At 56.5% G+C, this 17,029-nt stretch carries 14 protein-coding genes; 3 read left to right on the top strand and 11 right to left on the bottom strand.

Annotated elements, in window-relative coordinates:
• Nucleotides 1–138: 138 nt before the first annotated feature.
• On the top strand, nt 139–2,277 hold the full coding sequence (locus ABSE61_RS29060; protein ID WP_423874606.1) for a molybdopterin-containing oxidoreductase family protein: 2,139 nt from the start codon (nt 139–141) through the stop codon (nt 2,275–2,277).
• A gap of 10 nt (nt 2,278–2,287) precedes the next feature.
• Here the strand turns inward: ABSE61_RS29060 and ABSE61_RS29055 are convergent, their stop codons facing one another.
• Nucleotides 2,288–3,787 (bottom strand): amidase, encoded by a 1,500-nt coding sequence (locus tag ABSE61_RS29055; RefSeq protein ID WP_423874605.1) that lies wholly within the window; start codon nt 3,785–3,787, stop codon nt 2,288–2,290.
• A 324-nt stretch (nt 3,788–4,111) separates the two neighbouring features.
• Between ABSE61_RS29055 and ABSE61_RS29050 the strand changes: the two genes are divergently transcribed.
• A complete protein-coding gene (locus ABSE61_RS29050; RefSeq protein WP_423874604.1) occupies nt 4,112–4,501 on the top strand; it encodes a RidA family protein in 390 nt (129 codons plus the stop codon).
• Nucleotides 4,502–4,798: 297 nt separating this feature from the next.
• Here ABSE61_RS29050 and ABSE61_RS29045 read toward each other — a convergent pair whose 3' ends face one another.
• Entirely contained in the window at nt 4,799–5,857 is a 1,059-nt protein-coding gene (locus tag ABSE61_RS29045) for an alpha/beta fold hydrolase (RefSeq protein WP_423874603.1), read from the bottom strand.
• Between the two features lie 638 nt (nt 5,858–6,495).
• Between ABSE61_RS29045 and ABSE61_RS29040 the strand changes: the two genes are divergently transcribed.
• The gene (locus ABSE61_RS29040) at nt 6,496–7,212 is read left to right on the top strand and encodes a hypothetical protein (RefSeq protein ID WP_423874602.1); all 717 of its coding nucleotides are present in this window, start codon (nt 6,496–6,498) and stop codon (nt 7,210–7,212) included.
• Here ABSE61_RS29040 and ABSE61_RS29035 read toward each other — a convergent pair.
• From ABSE61_RS29035 to ABSE61_RS28995, 9 genes are all read right to left on the bottom strand, one after another.
• Nucleotides 7,205–10,048: an ATP-binding protein gene (locus ABSE61_RS29035; protein ID WP_423874601.1), complete on the bottom strand. Its 2,844-nt coding sequence runs from the start codon at nt 10,046–10,048 to the stop codon at nt 7,205–7,207. The two genes, ABSE61_RS29040 and ABSE61_RS29035, sit on opposite strands and share 8 nt — an antisense overlap.
• 397 nt (nt 10,049–10,445) lie before the next feature.
• On the bottom strand, nt 10,446–10,808 hold the full coding sequence (locus ABSE61_RS29030) for a response regulator transcription factor (RefSeq protein ID WP_423874637.1): 363 nt from the start codon (nt 10,806–10,808) through the stop codon (nt 10,446–10,448).
• Nucleotides 10,809–10,926: 118 nt separating this feature from the next.
• Nucleotides 10,927–11,553 (bottom strand): response regulator transcription factor, encoded by a 627-nt coding sequence (locus ABSE61_RS29025; RefSeq protein WP_423874600.1) that lies wholly within the window; start codon nt 11,551–11,553, stop codon nt 10,927–10,929.
• A gap of 83 nt (nt 11,554–11,636) precedes the next feature.
• Nucleotides 11,637–12,512 (bottom strand): LysR substrate-binding domain-containing protein, encoded by an 876-nt coding sequence (locus tag ABSE61_RS29020; protein WP_423874599.1) that lies wholly within the window; start codon nt 12,510–12,512, stop codon nt 11,637–11,639.
• A 403-nt stretch (nt 12,513–12,915) separates the two neighbouring features.
• Nucleotides 12,916–13,854: a hypothetical protein gene (locus tag ABSE61_RS29015; RefSeq protein WP_423874598.1), complete on the bottom strand. Its 939-nt coding sequence runs from the start codon at nt 13,852–13,854 to the stop codon at nt 12,916–12,918.
• Nucleotides 13,855–13,924: 70 nt separating this feature from the next.
• The gene (locus ABSE61_RS29010; RefSeq protein WP_423874597.1) at nt 13,925–14,887 is read right to left on the bottom strand and encodes a nucleoside hydrolase; all 963 of its coding nucleotides are present in this window, start codon (nt 14,885–14,887) and stop codon (nt 13,925–13,927) included.
• A 139-nt stretch (nt 14,888–15,026) separates the two neighbouring features.
• On the bottom strand, nt 15,027–15,455 hold the full coding sequence (locus tag ABSE61_RS29005) for a phage terminase small subunit P27 family (RefSeq protein ID WP_423874596.1): 429 nt from the start codon (nt 15,453–15,455) through the stop codon (nt 15,027–15,029).
• 38 nt (nt 15,456–15,493) lie between these two features.
• The gene (locus tag ABSE61_RS29000) at nt 15,494–16,792 is read right to left on the bottom strand and encodes a site-specific DNA-methyltransferase (protein ID WP_423874595.1); all 1,299 of its coding nucleotides are present in this window, start codon (nt 16,790–16,792) and stop codon (nt 15,494–15,496) included.
• On the bottom strand, nt 16,789–17,029 hold a 241-nt coding region (locus ABSE61_RS28995; RefSeq protein WP_423874594.1), incomplete at its 5' end, for a hypothetical protein. The genes ABSE61_RS28995 and ABSE61_RS29000, both read right to left, overlap by 4 nt.

Below are 17,029 nucleotides of genomic sequence, written 5' to 3'. Positions count from 1 at the left end.
GTGCATAGTTAATGCCTAGATGATACAGGGTGTGTGCGCTCGCAGCAGCACAGCTTAGTCTCCCCCAACCTGGGGTAAGCCCGCCACGACGCGTTTGCTTGCTCCGCCTAAAGGCGCGGACCTGCGGTACACAGAGCGATGTCTGTTCACATCAGCGAAACTCGCGTTGTCAGAGGCGCCTGCCCTCAGGATTGCCCAGATACCTGCGCATTTTTGTACCACGTGGAGGATGGCAAGCTCGTTGAGGTCACCGGTGATCCTGACCATCCGATGACACGCGGTGGACTTTGCGTGAAGCTCAAAAATTTCGCCGAACATCACTACAATCCGTCGCGTCTGCTCTATCCGATGAAGCGGACCGGACCCAAGGGATCCGGGCAATTTGAACGCATTTCGTGGGAGCAGGCTCTCGCCGAGATAAGGGAGCAGTGGACGCAGATCATTTCGCGATGGGGCCCGCAAGCAATCATGCCTCATGCTTATATGGGGCATCAAGGTACATTGAACGGCCCAACATCGGGCGACGCGTTTTTCAATCGCCTGGGCAGTAGTGTCGCTGAAAAGACTTATTGCGAGTCGGGTTCGTCCACCGCATGGATCATGACGGTTGGTCCCACTGGCGGCATGGATGTCGAAAGCCTTCCTTACGCGAAGTACATCATCGTGTGGGGGATGAATATGCTCAACACGAACCTGCATGCTTGGCCGTTCATTCTTGCGGCCAAACAGAAGGGCGCAAAAGTCGTCGTCATCGATCCGGTACGTACACGCACGGCCAAACAAGCGGACTGGCACATACCGATCAGACCCGGCACCGACGCCGCGCTGGCGCTCGGAATGATGAACGTGATCATCACCCAGAACCTCGTCGACCATGATTATATTGAGCGATACACGATCGGTTTCGATGAGCTAAAGCATCGCGCAGCCGAATTCCCTCTGGAGCGGGTCGAAAAAATTACAGGCATACCGGCCGCCGAAATTCAAAAGCTAGCCCGCGAATACGCGACGACTCAGCCATCCGCCATCCGCCAAGGCGTCGCGCTTGAACGCACCACCGGCGGGGGCGACGCCATTCGGGCAATTACCTGCCTGCCGGCGCTGGTTGGCGCTTGGCGTCATGTTGGTGGCGGAACCGTTGAAATGCCGATATGGGAGTTTCCTCTCAACCTTGACTTCCTATGCCGACCTGACTGGATCAGGCCGGGCACGCGGGTAATCAACGAGCTGGATCTGGGGGAAGCACTTACCGGAGAGCTGAACCTCGATCCTCCACTAAAGTCACTGTTCGTTTATAACTCTAATCCGGTGTCTCAAGCCCCCAATGCCGGAAAACTAATCAAAGGATTGGAACGCGAAGATCTGTTCACGGTAGTGAGTGAACTCTTTGTCACCGATACAGCGAAATACGCCGATCTGTTGTTACCAGCCACGATGCAGGCCGAACAATACGACCTCATGCTGACCTGGGGGCATTTCTACCTGATGCTCAACCAGCCGGCCATTCTTCCGCCCGGCGAATGCCTGCCGAACATTGAGATGTTTCGCAGGCTGGCAAAAACCATGGGATTCGACGACGAGTTTTGGAGCCTGAGCTACGACAAGATGCTCTTGCGCTGCTATGACTGGAACTCGCCGCAGATGGAGGGCGTCACGCTCGACCTTCTTAAGCAAAAGGGTTTCATGCGGCTAAACGTCGGCGCCCCGGACAAACGAGCGCCCCATGCCAACGGAGGCTTCAAGACGACTTCTGGAAAATGCGAATTCAAATCCAGTTTGGCTGCTAAGGGTGACTTTGTCGTCTCGATCTGGCGCTCCGGTTACGAGGCAATGCAGCACGGGACGCCGGTTGATCCCGTTCCTAACTACATTCCGTCGCGGGAGCGCCGCGAAGCAAGTGGCGCCGTGGCCGAAAAGTATCCGCTTAGTCTCGTTACACCTAAGCCCCACGGATTCCTGAATTCGCAGTATGGCAACGAGTCTACCCAGCAACGCCGGCAAGGAGAGCAATCGATCGTTCTCCATCCGAAAGATGCGGCTGTTCGGCAAATCAGGCACGGGGACTATGTGACGGTATTTAACGATCGTGGCTCATTCGAAGCGCGCGCGGAAGTGAGCGAAGACGTCATGGCGGGATTGCTGGTGACGAACGTCGGACACTGGCCCGGGCTGAACCGAACCGGCACAGGAGTTAATTCCACCACACCGTCTCACCATGCAAATCTTGGCCAGTCCGGTGCATACTTTGACAATCTGGTCGAGGTGCGAGCTGTTTAGCACACGTTATTTACACGCCTGGAGGCCGGACGAAGCCGCCGAATTCCTGCTCGAGAAGCCGGGCGAAGTTGATCGTCGTCAGATCCTCAAGATAGGGCCCGATGATCTGAACGCCAATCGGTAGACCTTCAGACGAGTAATCAATCGGAACCGCAGTTGCAGGGAGACCGCACGTGGAAGCAGGATCAGCCCACGTGAAGCACACATCAAGAAATGGATACGTTTGGCCGTCGATATCAAGATGCCGGGCCTCGATTGGTTCAGAATGATCGTGCCTGAAGGCCGGAATTGCCGCAGACGGGTAGACCACGACGTCCCATTCGCGAAACAATGAGTGCCATTGCTGTTGCAGATCACGACGCTTCGCGTCGCAGATCAACCAGTCGCGATGGCTCATGATTGTACCGCGCATACGCTCCGCCTGAAGGCTATGTTCGACTCTCGTCATGGATGCGGCCTGAGTTTCAACCATTGCATAACGATCCAGCGGCAAACTTGAACTTTTCGCTGCGGCCAGCAGCTTCATGTAGAGCCCAGCCGACTTCGCAAGATCGGGCAACAAAGCGCTGGAGTGTGCGACCCTGGCGCCTGACCTCGCAATCCGTTCCACTAATCGCGAAATCGCCGCCCGGACGACACAGCTTGTCGGCATAAGCGGATGGCTATCGATAACAAGAACGCGAAATTTTGAAAGACTGTCGTGGCGTGAAGGAGGCAACGCCAACCGGTAGCCGATCCCCTCACGCGCTCCATCCGGTCCAGCGATGACGCTAAGCGCCAACAAAAGGTCGGAGGCGCACCTCGCCAACGGGCCTGCTACGCCGAGGTCGCCGCTCCCAGGTAAAGGTTGGGAAGACGGCGGATTATATCCGCGAAGAGGAACCAGATCGAAAGTCGGTTTGTGCGCGTAGATACCGCAGAAATGCGCGGGCACTCGCAGCGACCCTCCGATATCCGATCCGATCGAAAGCGGACCGAAGCCGGCCGCAAGCGCTGCGGCAGACCCACCCGATGATCCGCCGGGAGACCGGCCAACATCCCATGGGTTATTGGTCGTGCCGTAGATATCGTTGTAGCTCTGAAAATCTCCGAGCCCCAACGGGACGTTGGTTTTACCAATAATGACCGCGCCCGCCTCTTTCAGCCGCGAGACGATGAGCGCGTCCCTTTTCGGTACGAAATCCCAAAATTGAGGGTAACCCCACGTCGTCGGCAAACCGGCCACGTTGAAGGCCTCTTTCAGCGTAATGGGGATACCGAGCAGTGGTTTGCGTACGCCGCAAGCGAGGGCGGCATCTGCCGCCTTCGCAGCATCTCGCGCTCGATCGAAATCGCGTACAACCACAGCATTGAAGCGCTGGTCGAGCACCTCAATCCGCGCAATGGTGTGTTCAAGAAGCTCAGTCGCGCTGATCTTGCGAACTTGCAACGCGGTCGTAAGTTCGCCGATCGGGCAGTAATCCCACTCCGAAGCTGGTATCGGGCAAGGAATGGTGGTCTTCTTCGGCATCTTGTCGATCGTCTCGGACATTTTGGCGTCCTCAATACTGGCCTACATGCCATCGTTTGAATCCTGCAGACGGCTGCGCCCGCCTCCATCGATAGCCGAGATGCCTCAACGTCTTCTTGATCATTTATGCTGTCTTTGGATTGAGATTATCGCGATCGCTGCCTGGCTCTGTGTCTGAAACATTCAATCGCATCATTCTGATTCAAGACTGCCGCTCGATGAGCGACCACACTATCGCGTGGAAACGTCGACCTCAGGCCGCCTCTTCAATTCTTTCGAAACGGCGGGTCGGATGTTGTTTCCGGACCCCAATGGAGAGTGAATATGCAAGATCATCAAGTGACCGTCATATCGACAAAGGATGCACCATCGCCAACCGGGCCCTATGTTCAAGGCCTCGCGGAACCAGGCCTCATCTTCGTATCGGGCCAACTTCCGATAAAGCCGGATGGTACGGGCTTAAAAGACAAAGACTTTGATACCCAAGTGAAGCAGGCTCTCGCCAACGTGTTCGCGATTGTGCGCGCCGGCGGTTCTGCACCGGATCGCATCCTCAAGGTGACGGCCTTCGTTGTAGGGCTCGAACATTCGCCGCAGTTCAACAAGGTCTACGCCGATGCCTTTGGGGCCCACCTGCCCACACGATCCATGGTAACGGTGCCGCAACTAGCGGGTGGGTATCTCGTGGAAATCGAGGCGATCGCCGCACGGTGAAGGAGGCTGCATCCGCGCGGCCCCCTCCCTCAGTTCGCTCAGCCGCCAGCAGTCACCGCTGGCGGCTACGCCGCGGAGACGGTGCATATCCAGCAAGCACTGGATGATAGCGGCGTCTTGAAATCCGTCGATGTAAGTGAGAACTGACGCTTCGCGCTGGATCGCCTTTGGTCCAACGCCGGATTCCCCTGGATTCAACATGGGCCGTCACCACGGCGCAATTAAATCAAAATCGCCACCGGTGCCCCGCGAGCCGGTTTCTCCGACCCGCGGGGCACGCGCAAAGTTACCTGTCGATCAGCTTCTTCCTGAGGCGACATCAACGATGGCCTCGGCAAAAGCCTTTGGAGCTTCCTGAGGCAGGTTGTGACCAATTCCGCCCTTGATCAGCCGGTGTTCGTATCTGCCCGAGAACTTCTTGGCGTAGGCGCTTGGCTCCGGATGTGGCGCACCGTTGGCATCACCTTCCATCGTGATGGTCGGCACGGTAATGATGGGAGCTTCGGCAAGTTTTCTTTCAAAAGTATCGTACCTTGCCTCGCCCTTCGCAAGATCGATTCGCCAACGGTAGTTGTGGATGACGATTGCGACGTGATCAGGATTATCGAAGGCGGCCGCGGTTCGATCAAACGTGGCATCGCTGAAGTCCCATTTCGGGGATGCTAGCTGCCAGATGAGTTTCGAGAAATCGCGCCGATATTTGTCGTAACCCTCCCGTCCACGCTCGGTGGCGAAATAAAACTGGTACCACCACTCGAGTTCCGCTTTTGGCGGCAACGGAGCCTTGCCGGATTCCTGGCTCCCGATGAGATAGCCACTTACCGAGACCAGCGACTTACAGCGCTCCGGCCAGAGCGCTGCAATAATATCGGCCGTTCGCGCTCCCCAATCAAATCCGGCGAGGGTCGCCGTCTCGATCTTGAGGGCATCCATCAGCGCAATGATATCGACAGCGACAGCGGACGGTTGGCCGTTTCGGAACGTCTCCGTCGAAAGAAAGCGCGTCGTACCGTAGCCACGCAGATATGGGACAATCACCCGATAGCCTTCCGAAGCCAGCAGCGGAGCGACGTCGACAAAGCTGTAGATATCATACGGCCAACCGTGCAGAAGGATGACGACAGGGCCATCGGCAGGTCCGGCTTCGGCATATCCGACATTCAAGAGGCCAGCATTGACCTTCTTCAGCGGAGCGAACGAGGTATTCGTTCCCGGCTTGATATTTTGGAGGCTTGCCAGTCTTAGCTTGCTGGGTTGCGCCAACACCGAGCTGCTTAGACCGAACTGGGCAGCGGCGAGCGTTCCCGCCGCGACGCCGAAGAAGTTTCGCCGATTACGGTTGATATTGTCTGACATTGATCTCTCTCCAAAAAGATGCGTCGTGGACGCTTCCACTTCGTTTACGGGGGAAGATTAGGAAAGCTCAACGCGAACCGATTGTACGATTCGCACGCCGACTCCGCTCCGCTGCTTCGTAAGCAAGAATGAGAGTTGGAGAGGCTGATCGACCTCGCGCTCCCAGTGTCAACCAAAAGGAAACGCAATCTGCCAGTCGCCGACGAGAGCGGCACGCTTTAATGGAAAAGGCCCAATAACCTTGCGGTTATCGGGCCAAGTCAGGGGATACCCTTGGGGAGGGCCTGTGCTCGGCGCTTGAGCCGAATAGGATAAGCTCGCCGTATTGACTAGCAAAGTCGCCGAGGCTGGCATTTCAGAAATCTAGCGTGGTTTTAACAAATGTTGCAAAAGCGCGGGCTTTAACCACTGCCTCCGACTCTTGTTCAGGCATTCGCCAAGTTGGTGGGGCTGGCCCTCGTTGCGGTCACTTACAACTCATAACAAGTGCTTGCAGCGTTTGTCGCGCTTTACGCGGAAGTCTGGATTAGAAATTACCACGGGGATTTTGATCGTTCTAATCTGGCTGTGATGGACACGGAGAGCTTCAATAGCATTCGACTTGAAAGAACGCGGCGGGCAATGAAAGGAGTCAGGCGGTGAACGAACTCCTCTTGGAAATCATCAAAGCCCACGGCGGGCTCGATCGATGGCGATGCCTCAGCAGGCTTGAAGCGACGACGGTCACCGACAGCGCACTGCGGGGCATCAAGGGACTTGCGCAGGACGAACACCCCCGGCAGGTCACGGTATGGCTCCATGAAGAACGGGTGAGGCTGAAGCCGTTCGGCGATCCTGACTGGCAATGTGATTTCAGCCCGGATCGAGTAACGATCTCGGCCGGCGACGATACCGTCGTAGATGACCGCCATAATCCACGCGCAATTTTTGTCCGGCATAACGGAGTGTTGCCATGGGATCCGCTAGACCTTGGATATTTCGAGGGCTACGCGCTATGGACCTGCCTCAATGTTCCGTTCGTCCTTACAATGCCGGACGTTGATGTTTGGGAGATCGATCCGTGGAATGAAAGCGGCGAAATCTGGCGGGTGCTTCGCGCACGCTTTCCCGACAGCATCACAACTTTTCGTGCGGAACAGGACTTCTTCTTCGGTGAAGATCTGCTGCTTCGTCGTCACGACTACCATCTCGATATCGCCACGGGATTCGACGCAGTTCATCTTATGTTTGACTACGTACAGGCAGACGGCATCAACTTTCCGACATGTCGCCGGATCTATGGACGGGGACCGGATCGCCGCCCTCTCACTCCGCTTATGGTTTCCATTGACGTCAGCAACGTTCGCTTTAGTTGATGCCTAAGGCACGATTCGCTGCTCTTTTTGAAGAAGTTACAGGCAATCTCCTCGAATTCTGCTCTCCGCTCGCGGGCAAGTGGACAAGCTCCTTCAGCAACTTTCCTGCAAGTTCATAATCAACGGTGCCCGCGCCTTCTACAAACCTGTCGTATACAGCAGCGAGCAAGACCCGAGCCTCATTTCGTCGGGCCTGCGCGGACCATATTTTTGCGATATCAATCGTTGAGCGCAGTTCCCAGGCCAGTGCCGATTGCTCGCGAGCCAGTTCGAGCGATCGCCTAAAATAATCTTCGGCCTGGGTTGTGTCTGATGCGGCTAGCACCGCTCCCCTGATGCGGAGCAGCTCGGGTTTATAGAAGAGATCGCCATTGCGTTCGACGAAAACGATTGCATCGTCGGCAACTTCAAGCGCCGATTTGATTTCCCCCGCCGCCGCCAGCCCCTCGGCCAGCGTGGCACTGAAGGTAGTGGTCAGTAGCTCGTAGCGAAGGGCATGGAGCTTTTCCAAGGCTCGGCGCAACATGCGCACTCCCCCTTCAGGGTCACCCCGCTTGACCAACAGTTCTCCTTTTACCCCTTCACCAGCGGCCTGATAGGGAGCCAACGAGTGCCGGTTTGCCTGCACGATGAAACGATTTATGCACTCCTCTGCGCTATCGAGGTCGCCAATCCAAAGATGAACCGAGACCGCCCAGATGAGCGCGATGCAGAGCGTTACCGGATGATCGAAGGTTTCTGCTTCGCAGACGGTCTGACGGGCGACCATGACCGCGCTAGCTGCATGACCTTCGAGCCAAAGATTGCGAGCAAGAGCGATCCGGGCCCGATTGCGGTAGTCGAACCCAAAATGGAACGTATTGATACGCTGTGAATCCGGCACCTCCGCGATCGCCGCTTCGAGGTGGGTGCGAGCATTGATGATCCTACCTTCGAGATGGCAGGAAATGCCGAGCGCCGAGTGCGCCTCAGCGATCGCGATCGGATCGGCGAGCTGACGCGCCACGGCCTCACCCCGTAGCGCGAAACCGTTCGCCTTGCGAAAATCTCCTATTCTTTCATGAAAAATATGCAACCTTCCCAATAGCTGCAACTGGTTGTGCAAATCGCCGATTGTCTCTGCAATTTCGAGACCTTTCGCAAGCGCGAGATAGGCTTCCTCGATGTTGCCTCTGGTAAACATCAGGGAAAGCCCGTGCGCCGCTTGCAACTCCAGTTCGCGCCCGGTTCCACGAGTTGATTCGTCCAGCGTCGTGATCGCCTGCGCTGTCCAGCGATGACATTCCGTCAGCAAAGACAGCTGTAGGAACAGGCCAGCCGATGCTGCTACGAGCGAACTGGCCAACTCACCGTCACCGCAGTCGGAAAAGCTCCACGCTAAGGCCGCGCGTATGTTTGCCAGGTGCTTGGCCGCTGCATGCTTACCTCTTGAATCAGACGCTTCGGGCGCCGCTGAAGAACATTTCTCCAGAAGCCGCAGATAGTAGCCGGCGTGACGTCGGGCTACATCGCCCGCCTCGCCTGAACCAATAAGCTTTTCATGAACGTAGGCGCGCGTCGTGTCCAACAGCCGAAATTGCGGCGCCAGCTCGTCGTTGTTCGTGGCTACCAGCGACTTGGAGACAAGGCTTTCCAGTGCCAGGACGATATCCCTCTCTTCGATATCATTTGCGGCTGCAACAGATCGGGCGGCTTCCAAGGTGAAAATGCCCACAAATATCGAGAGCCGGCGCAGGACGATCGTCTCAAGCTCCGAGAGTAGTTGATAGCTCCAGTCAAGCGTTGCACTCAGGGTCTGATGCCGGAGCAGCGCCGTTCGCCGGCCCTGCCATAGAAGGCTGAACCGCTGATTGAGAAGTTCGGCCGTCTCGCGGATGCCATAGGCATTCACACGGCTGGCTGCGAGCTCAATTGCGAGCGCTATTCCGTCCAGCCTACGGCAGATTTCACCGACGACTGGCGCGTCAGCGTCGCTGAGCCCGACAGCCCGACCACCAGCGGCAATCCTTTCGACAAAGAGCTGGGCCGCAGGAAAGGCGAGTATTTGTTCGGCCGTCAGATTTGGTTCCTCGGGCGGGCTTGCCAATGGCGGCAGCTGACAGATGTGTTCGCCTTCAACGCGCAGAGGTTCCCGACTGGTCGCAAGGATGTAAACGTCATGTGCCTCTCGAAAAATGCCCTCAGCTAGCACCGCCGTGGCTCCGACCACGTGCTCACAACTGTCCAGCACGAGCAGCGCGCGCTTATCGCGAAGATATCTTATCAGCGCCGGAGTTGGGTCTTCGGATTGCACCATGATCCCAAGCGCCGATGCGACCGCACTTGGTACGAGCCGAGCATCACTCAACGGTCCAAGATCAAAAAAATACGCATCTCTTTCAGAAAGCTCCGCCAACTTATGTACGATCGCGATGGCCACCGTCGTCTTACCGATTCCCCCTGGCCCGACGATGCTGACAAATCGATCCTTTTGCAGGCGCTCTGAGATGCACTCTATGACTTCCTCGCGGCCGATCATCCGCGGCAGCCGAGCAGGTAACCTCTCCAATCGTGCCGGCATCTCGCCTTTTGGAACGTTCCGGTCCGATGGAGCCTGGGAGACCGGCGAAACGAAGCAATAACCGCGCCCTGGTAAAGTAATGACGTATCGAGCGCCATTCTCGCCGTCGCCGAGCGCTTTGCGCAGGGCCGCGATATGAAAACGCAGGCTTGCTTCCTCGACCGTGACATCTGGCCAGACCCGCGCCATGAGGTCCTTCTTCCCAACGACCTCTCCGGCTCGCTCGACGAGAACGATAAGAATATCAAGAGCTCGTGCACTGAGTTTGAGCGGCATGCCGGCGGCCTCCAGGGACCTCTCTGCCATCGACAATCGAAAACAACCAAACGAGACGGCATCATATGTCATCGTGTCGACCCCTCGTTATGTCGTCCCAGGGCAGGAAGTCAGCGCCCTGCCGCGGCCTTGCGGTTGAGATCAGGTCATCGCGCTTGCGCTGACCTCCCCTCCCTTGTGTCCACACGATATGGGATGGTTACGATCCCTCAATTCTCCTTAGGTTTCCGAGTTAGGCGTAAAACAGCATACTTAGGTCTAACGGGTTCGTATCTCCGAAGCAGCATGCGAAACCTCGGATTGTCGAACGACAGAGTCGTCGAGGCGTACAGACGGATCCGCCCGCTGCCTCGGAGCCCAGTCAATACTTCCACGCGATTGATGTGAGGTGGTTGGATTACGCTTGACGACGTTTGATCGCCGTGCCGAGGCAATTGATCAGAAGATCGCCATCCAAAGGCTTTACCAGAAAGCAGATGGCCCCGTCATCGAGCGCACGTTTGCGCATGTTATCGTCGGGTATGGCCGTAATGAATATGAACGGCACTCGGTGACCCTGCTCACGCAAATAATGCTGGAGCTGAACGCCGTTCATCGCCTCCAAACAAACGTCGGCAATTACACACCAAATACTGTCGAGTTGCGCCGAGTCGAGGAAGTCTTCCGCGGACTCGAAGGTATGCGCCGTGTATCCGATCGACGTGATAAAATCACTTAGTCCGGCGCGAACGGATTCGTCATCATCTACAATTGAGATCAACGGGACTGTGCTCAAAGGCTTGTCCTCAGCAAAGAGCGAACGTGCTCGATGCGGCCGTCGCCTTTTGAATCAATCCGGAAGCTCAAGATTTAAATATTATACTAAGGTGTACATGCGACTATGTCGCGCGCCCGACCCCGATGGCTTCGGCCATTTTGACGAGCTCCGCAAAGGAGTGAGCCCCCATCTTTTCCATTACGCGCCCGCGATGGACCTTTACGGTAATCTCTCTGATTTCTAGCTGATGCGCTATCTGCTTGTTCATCAAGCCCGACGTCACAAGCGACAGAACCTCTCGTTCACGCGGCGTCAACAGATCGAAACGTTTTCGAAACTCCGATACCGACTTCTCACTTTCACGGCGTTTACCGTCCCTCTCGAGCGATCGGGCCACGGCATCAAGCATGTCCTGTTCACGAAAGGGTTTAACAAGAAAGTCGACGGCTCCGGCTTTCATCGCTTTCACGGACATCGGAATGTCACCATGCCCCGTCATGAAGACGATCGGAATGCGGATATCTTTTCTGATCAAGGTATCCTGAAACTCGAGGCCGTTGATCCCTGGCAATCTGATATCGAGGATGAGACAAGCAGCTACGTCCGGCAAGTTGCTTTCAAGTAACTCCGCCGCTGTGACAAAGGTTCTGACGGGGATGTCCATCGATTGGAGCAGGTCAGTCAGTCCGGCTCTCACTGATGGATCATCGTCAACGATCAGAACGAGCTTGTTATCGTTTGCGCTCATTGCTGCCTGCTGCCAACACCGAATTCGGATTCATTATTGAAAGCAATCGTAGCACTCGTCGTCCGCAATGGCCACCGGAGCCGCTAACGAGCGGCCATCAATGCATCGATAAAGTCGCGCACCAACTGCGACTTCGGCCGGTCGGAAGGCAAGAGAAGCAAGACCCGGGCTTCCACACCCGGTCGAAATGGCCTCACCACAATTTTTGACTGGTCGAATCCGCTAATAGCATGGGGACTGGCTAATGTCGCACCGACCCCTGCCGAAACCAATGCGAGTGCCGTGGGAGCAAGAGCCGTTTCGACGGCAATTTTCGGGACCGCTCCAGCAGCTGTTAGAACTGCGTCGACCCTTTGCCTGAAACGATCCTCTGGCAGATATGCAATGAAGGGCACGCCATCCAAATCCATTGGTGCGATGACCGCCTTGGAGGATAGCTCATGGCCGGCCGGAAGAACGCAGAGCGCGTCACGCGCCAAAAAAGTCTCGTGAACGACGTTGGTCGTATCAATCAGGTCTGCTGCCAAGCCCAAGTCAAATTCACCGGAAGCAATAAGATCGCGCACGTCGCGCGACGGCAGCACCAGCAAAGTAATCCGAGTGCTCGGATGTCTCTTTTGGAATATTGCGATTGCCTTTGGCATAAGCGAGTGGCCAACCGCAGAAAGGGACGCGACGCGAACTTCTCCTGACCCTTGATCGCGAATTCGAGCAGCGGCCCCGCGAATTACATCAATGCCGTCAAAGGCGGATTTGACTACTTCGTAAAGCGAGCGAGCCTCAGGTGTCGCAATCAGCCGTTTACGAATCCTCGCAAACAGCGGAAAACCGATCGACTGTTCAAGCTCGCCGAGGGTTCGACTGACCGCAGGCTGTGTTACACCTAACACCTCCGCTGCTCGCGATGCTGTACCGCACCTCATCACAGCTTCGAACGTCTCGATCTGTCGAAGGTTCATTGGTTGAGTTTCTCTGACGTCCTAAGTTGAGGTCGGCGTCTCCTTCGGCTAGTTTGAAAGACGACGACATCTCTCTTCGCTCTTCATTGGCCATAAAACATTATGCCCGCCAATATGCTGCTCGCCAATACCGCGGCAGGCCATTTCAAACTGGTCATTTTCTGCTTGATAGCACAACGAGTTAGGGGCCATTTGGACCACAAACTGATCAGGCTGCCTCCGCTGTCCCAGCTACCAATGTGACTAGGTCTGTGCGGAGCCACGAGGCTCGTTTCCGCTGACTAGGAAGCTCCTCATTGGACATTGGGACCGGCCGCCTTGCTTCAGAAGGGGTCGTTCCATAAATGCCCGTAGCCCGATCAAATATCGTGAGTGCTCCCATTTGCGCAGGCGTCTTGCGGCGTTAGATGATCTTTGCCAGCAGCTCTCCATAGGCTACCTCCGCGGGCGGTATCGAACTGTTGACCCCCGTCATAGTAATAACCGATCCCAGGGGATGGTGGGCCGCCATGTCCCCTAGAAACTTGGCCCCTTTAAACTCGTCCGACGTTCGGCGGCGTAAAATCGGATTTCCACTCAAGATAGGGCCGTTTGCGATTGCAATGATCTCTTCCAACCCCTTGAGACGCGAATTCGGGTCCGATGACGTCTTCCTGATCAAATGAGTCAAACTGTGTTTTTCGAACGCAAGATACAACAATCTTTCAAGCATTCTCCTCAACAGGAATGCTGCGGCGAAGGGATTTTTGGCTTCATAATTTGAGATGAACTCCGAGAATTCTGGCCCGACGTGACGTCGAAGCGCGTCCTCGTGTTTCTCAAAAGGCGGCTCGATCCTTTTTTTGTTCAAAAAATTTCTCAGCAGGGGTCGCGCGGACTCGTCGATCGTGCCCGTTTTGGCAAGTTCAATTCTCTCGCCTTCGACATACCGACTGATCTTCTCCTCGTGAACCAAAAACGATCCGTCAAAGCTCTGACGTTCACCGTGACCCTTTCGAAACTCATAAAAGCCTACGCCACTGTGTGGTTCGTGCTTTCCTGATTTTCGATACTCAAGTCCGGTGTACTGGTACGAAAATCCATCACGTCCGGCGAGCACAGCAACATGCTTGCTTACAAAGTCGCCGACCGGATCGAGGCTGCCGTCACCCAGGACAGCCTTGGCCGAATACGACGTTCCCCAGATACGAATGCCGTTTTCGTCCGCACCGATTTGAATATGCGTCAATAGACCGGGATTGGCGCGACCTGGCTCCCAGATCGCATCGATCCAGTCTCCCCCCAGTTCGCCAAATCCCTTGAGGAATGTCGCGCTCGTCGTCGTACTCGGCTCCTGAGGCATTAAAATCCTCCAACAGCTTCCGCCAACAGAATTGAACACGCTGCTCGTCGACGCGTTGCGGCACCCCGTCTCATGGGCTGAGGGATCGCAACAAAGCCTGCTTCCATTTTTTGACGTCGATGGTGCGGCCGATCTTCGTCTTGGACCCGCCGATCGCTTGAGCCCAAGCCTGTCGAATATGTTCGCTGCGAGCTATGTCGCGGCGATCGACAACTGTCTCTCCGCGGGTCAGTTCACTCTCAGTCTCGACTTCGACATAGTGTTCGCTCCAGCGCGTGACGAGCGACGGATCGAGAGCAATCGCCATCGCGAGAGGATCCGCCAAAGACAGACCATCGGCTCCGCTTCGTTCGCGTTGAACTTCGCGCGCCCTGCTGCTGCAAGTGACAGCGAACGACCCAAAGGGTCCTGGCAGTGAGTTCAATTGCGCGATGTCGTGCGCATTCACGATTGCATCGCCCAGGCACAAATCCAAGGTGACAAGCTCAATCCGCAGACCGCTGCGCAGAACGATGTGTGCGGCATCCGGGTCGAGCCAGATATTATATTCGGCTGCAGGCGTGACGTTGCCCCCGTTCAGGGCACCTCCCATAATGACGCAGCGGCTGACCTGGCTGGTCAATTCCGGCCGACGGCCCAGCGCGAGCGCGATATTCGTCAATGGACCGAGGCAGACCAGGGTCAGTCCAGGATTGGAAAAAGCCGTTTCGATAATGGCGTCAATGGCGCCTTTCTGTTCGGGGGACGATTTGCTCGGTCGATAACCGTGATCGCCAAGCCCGTCCGATCCATGAAACCAATGGGCATATGCATTGGGGCGCCGCAGTGGCTGGGCGGCGCCGACATAGACGGGAATACTGACACCACAGAGCTCGGCGACATAGAGCGCATTATTCGCCGCTTGGCGCACCTCGACGTTGCCGGCAACGGTCGAAATCGCCGCGACGCGGACATCGGCGGCGCGCATCGCCATGGCAAGGGCGATGGCGTCGTCGGACGCGGTATCCGTGTCAATCAGGAAAACTCTCGGCATTCGGCGGTCCGTCCCAATCTCGTCGGATCGTAGGCGCGGATGCCGTCGTGAGCAACCAGCAACATCGGCCCGACACCAGCCCCTCGAAGAGACTTCGCTGGCCTACCCGGTTACGAATTTGCGTGAGGGGGTTCTACTCTCAGCCTTCGAGGCTCTCGGGCTCGCCTGTTTCAAACAGTGGAAGCTGCTCCGGAGGAGGCGCCGAGATTCGACTGCGGCTTGCGGGCGTGAAACCAAACTCGGACGCGATCCGCATCATGATCTCCGCCTGCCGGTTGGCGATCGAAAGATAGGGCGATTGTATCGGAAAGCCGGTTGGCGATTTGACCATGGTCCCGTATTTCTGGATTTGCTCCATCGCTTCGGCCCACATGCCGTAGGCACCGCAATATGTGGCGAGTGCTCCACGGTCTAGATTCGTGATCAGACCGAGTTTTGCGAGTTCGTGCGCAAGACGCGCCCACTCGCGTTGGGCCGCTGGGCTGAGTTCGGGAGGGCATTCCGGCATTGCCGGCGCGGGTCTGGGCTCGCGAGGATTTAGCGGGCGCTTGCCGGGGTTCCCTGTCAAAGCCTTGATCCTTGTTGGTTTCGGACGGCGGCCGCGCATCAGAAGGTCTGATCGAGTGAAGAAAAAGCATCAACCTTCTCGAGATCGGCGCTTGAGCACAGAGTATCGAAATTTACGCCGTCACTTTCGCGTATGGCCTTTTCGCCGGTGAATGCCTGCCACCGGCGGATGGCGAGGTCGACAAAAGCGGGTTTGATCTCGATCGCCAGGCAGACACGATTGCAGGATTGGGCAGCGATCAACGTCGTGCCGCTGCCCAGGAACGGCTCATACACCGTCTGGCCCGGGCTCGAATTGTTCAACATCGGTCGCCGCATGCATTCGACCGGCTTTTGGGTCGCGTGCTTCGTCTCAGCATCCTGACCGTTGCTCGGTATGCTCCAGAGTGATGTTTGCTTTCGGTCACCCGTCCAATTGCCGTGCTTTCGGACCGCGTACCAACAAGGCTCGTGCTGCCAGTGATAGTCTCCCTGGCTCATGACGAGCCGCTCCTTTGCCCAAATGATCTGGGCACGGATGGTGAAACCCGACTTGAAGAGGCTTTCCGCGACGACCGTTGAACGCAGGGCTCCATGCCAGACATAGGCAATTTGGCCCGGAAACAAATTCCAGGCCGGCGCCCAATCTGCAATTTCGTCGTTTTGGATTTTGTCTTTTTTGGCGGAATTATTGACGCCGCGCCTGTGCCGCCATGCGGGATCGTATTCGACGCCGTAGGGTGGGTCGGTGACCATCAGGTCTGGCAAGCCATCGCCCATGACGGCGGACACGAAGGCACCGTCTGTACTATCGCCGCAGCCGACGCGATGGGATCCCAGCAACCAGATATCGCCGGACTTAGAAATCGCCTCCTCGGATAGTTCTGGCATGGCGTCCTCGGGAACCAATCCCGTCGATCCGCCCAAGGCTCTAATAAGTTCTTGTTCGTTGAAACCGAGGAGTTTCAAATCCGCGCCAAGATTGCCGAGATCCGTCAGCTCGAGTTTGAGCATTTCGAGATCCCACCCGGCATTCAGCGCGATGCGATTGTCGGCAAGCATGAGCATCCGACGCTCGCCTTCGTTCAGTCCTCGAAGAGGTATGACCGGCACCTCGGTCAAGCCTAGGAGCCGCGCCGCGGCAAGCCGGCCGTGACCGGCTACAACGTCCGCGCTTTCGCCGACCAGCAGCGGGTTTGTGAATCCGAATGCCCGAATGCTGCCCGCGATCTCAGCGATTTGAGACGCGCTGTGGGTTCGAGCGTTGCGGGCCGAAGGGATCAATCGCTCGATCGGCCAGTATTCGATGCGAAGCTCATCCTTGGTCGGCGCTTCACCTTTCGAGCCGATGCGGTTCATGCTGCCCCCTTAGATGTCATGGCACCCTCCCCCCCCCCCGAATTTCGCGACAATTTTTCGAAAGCGACCGTCTGGAGCCCGTTGGAAAATAAATGCTCGAAATCTGCGGCTGACCGACCGATCGGCCTTGTTTCGTCGAAGGAATTTGCCGTCGAGGCTTTGAAAAACTTGATTTCTCTTGAAAAAATCAAAAGTTTGGGGCCACGAAAAAAATCTCCGCATGAGGATAGGTGCGGT

Source organism: Bradyrhizobium sp., assembly GCF_049519115.1.
Classification (GTDB): domain Bacteria; phylum Pseudomonadota; class Alphaproteobacteria; order Rhizobiales; family Xanthobacteraceae; genus Bradyrhizobium.
Note: the sequence above shows the minus strand (reverse complement) of the source record. Positions and strands in the feature narration are given on the sequence as shown.

What these genes read in the sequence shown, in the direction of transcription:
- ABSE61_RS29060 (WP_423874606.1), top strand. Translation starts at nt 139, where the DNA reads ATGTCTGTTCACATCAGCGAAACTCGCGTTGTCAGAGGCGCCTGCCCT.
- ABSE61_RS29055 (WP_423874605.1), bottom strand. Translation starts at nt 3,787, where the DNA reads ATGCCGAAGAAGACCACCATTCCTTGCCCGATACCAGCTTCGGAGTGG.
- ABSE61_RS29050 (WP_423874604.1), top strand. Translation starts at nt 4,112, where the DNA reads ATGCAAGATCATCAAGTGACCGTCATATCGACAAAGGATGCACCATCG.
- ABSE61_RS29045 (WP_423874603.1), bottom strand. Translation starts at nt 5,857, where the DNA reads ATGTCAGACAATATCAACCGTAATCGGCGAAACTTCTTCGGCGTCGCG.
- ABSE61_RS29035 (WP_423874601.1), bottom strand. Translation starts at nt 10,048, where the DNA reads ATGCCGCTCAAACTCAGTGCACGAGCTCTTGATATTCTTATCGTTCTC.
- ABSE61_RS29025 (WP_423874600.1), bottom strand. Translation starts at nt 11,553, where the DNA reads ATGAGCGCAAACGATAACAAGCTCGTTCTGATCGTTGACGATGATCCA.
- ABSE61_RS29020 (WP_423874599.1), bottom strand. Translation starts at nt 12,512, where the DNA reads ATGAACCTTCGACAGATCGAGACGTTCGAAGCTGTGATGAGGTGCGGT.
- ABSE61_RS29015 (WP_423874598.1), bottom strand. Translation starts at nt 13,854, where the DNA reads ATGCCTCAGGAGCCGAGTACGACGACGAGCGCGACATTCCTCAAGGGA.
- ABSE61_RS29010 (WP_423874597.1), bottom strand. Translation starts at nt 14,887, where the DNA reads ATGCCGAGAGTTTTCCTGATTGACACGGATACCGCGTCCGACGACGCC.
- ABSE61_RS29000 (WP_423874595.1), bottom strand. Translation starts at nt 16,792, where the DNA reads ATGAACCGCATCGGCTCGAAAGGTGAAGCGCCGACCAAGGATGAGCTT.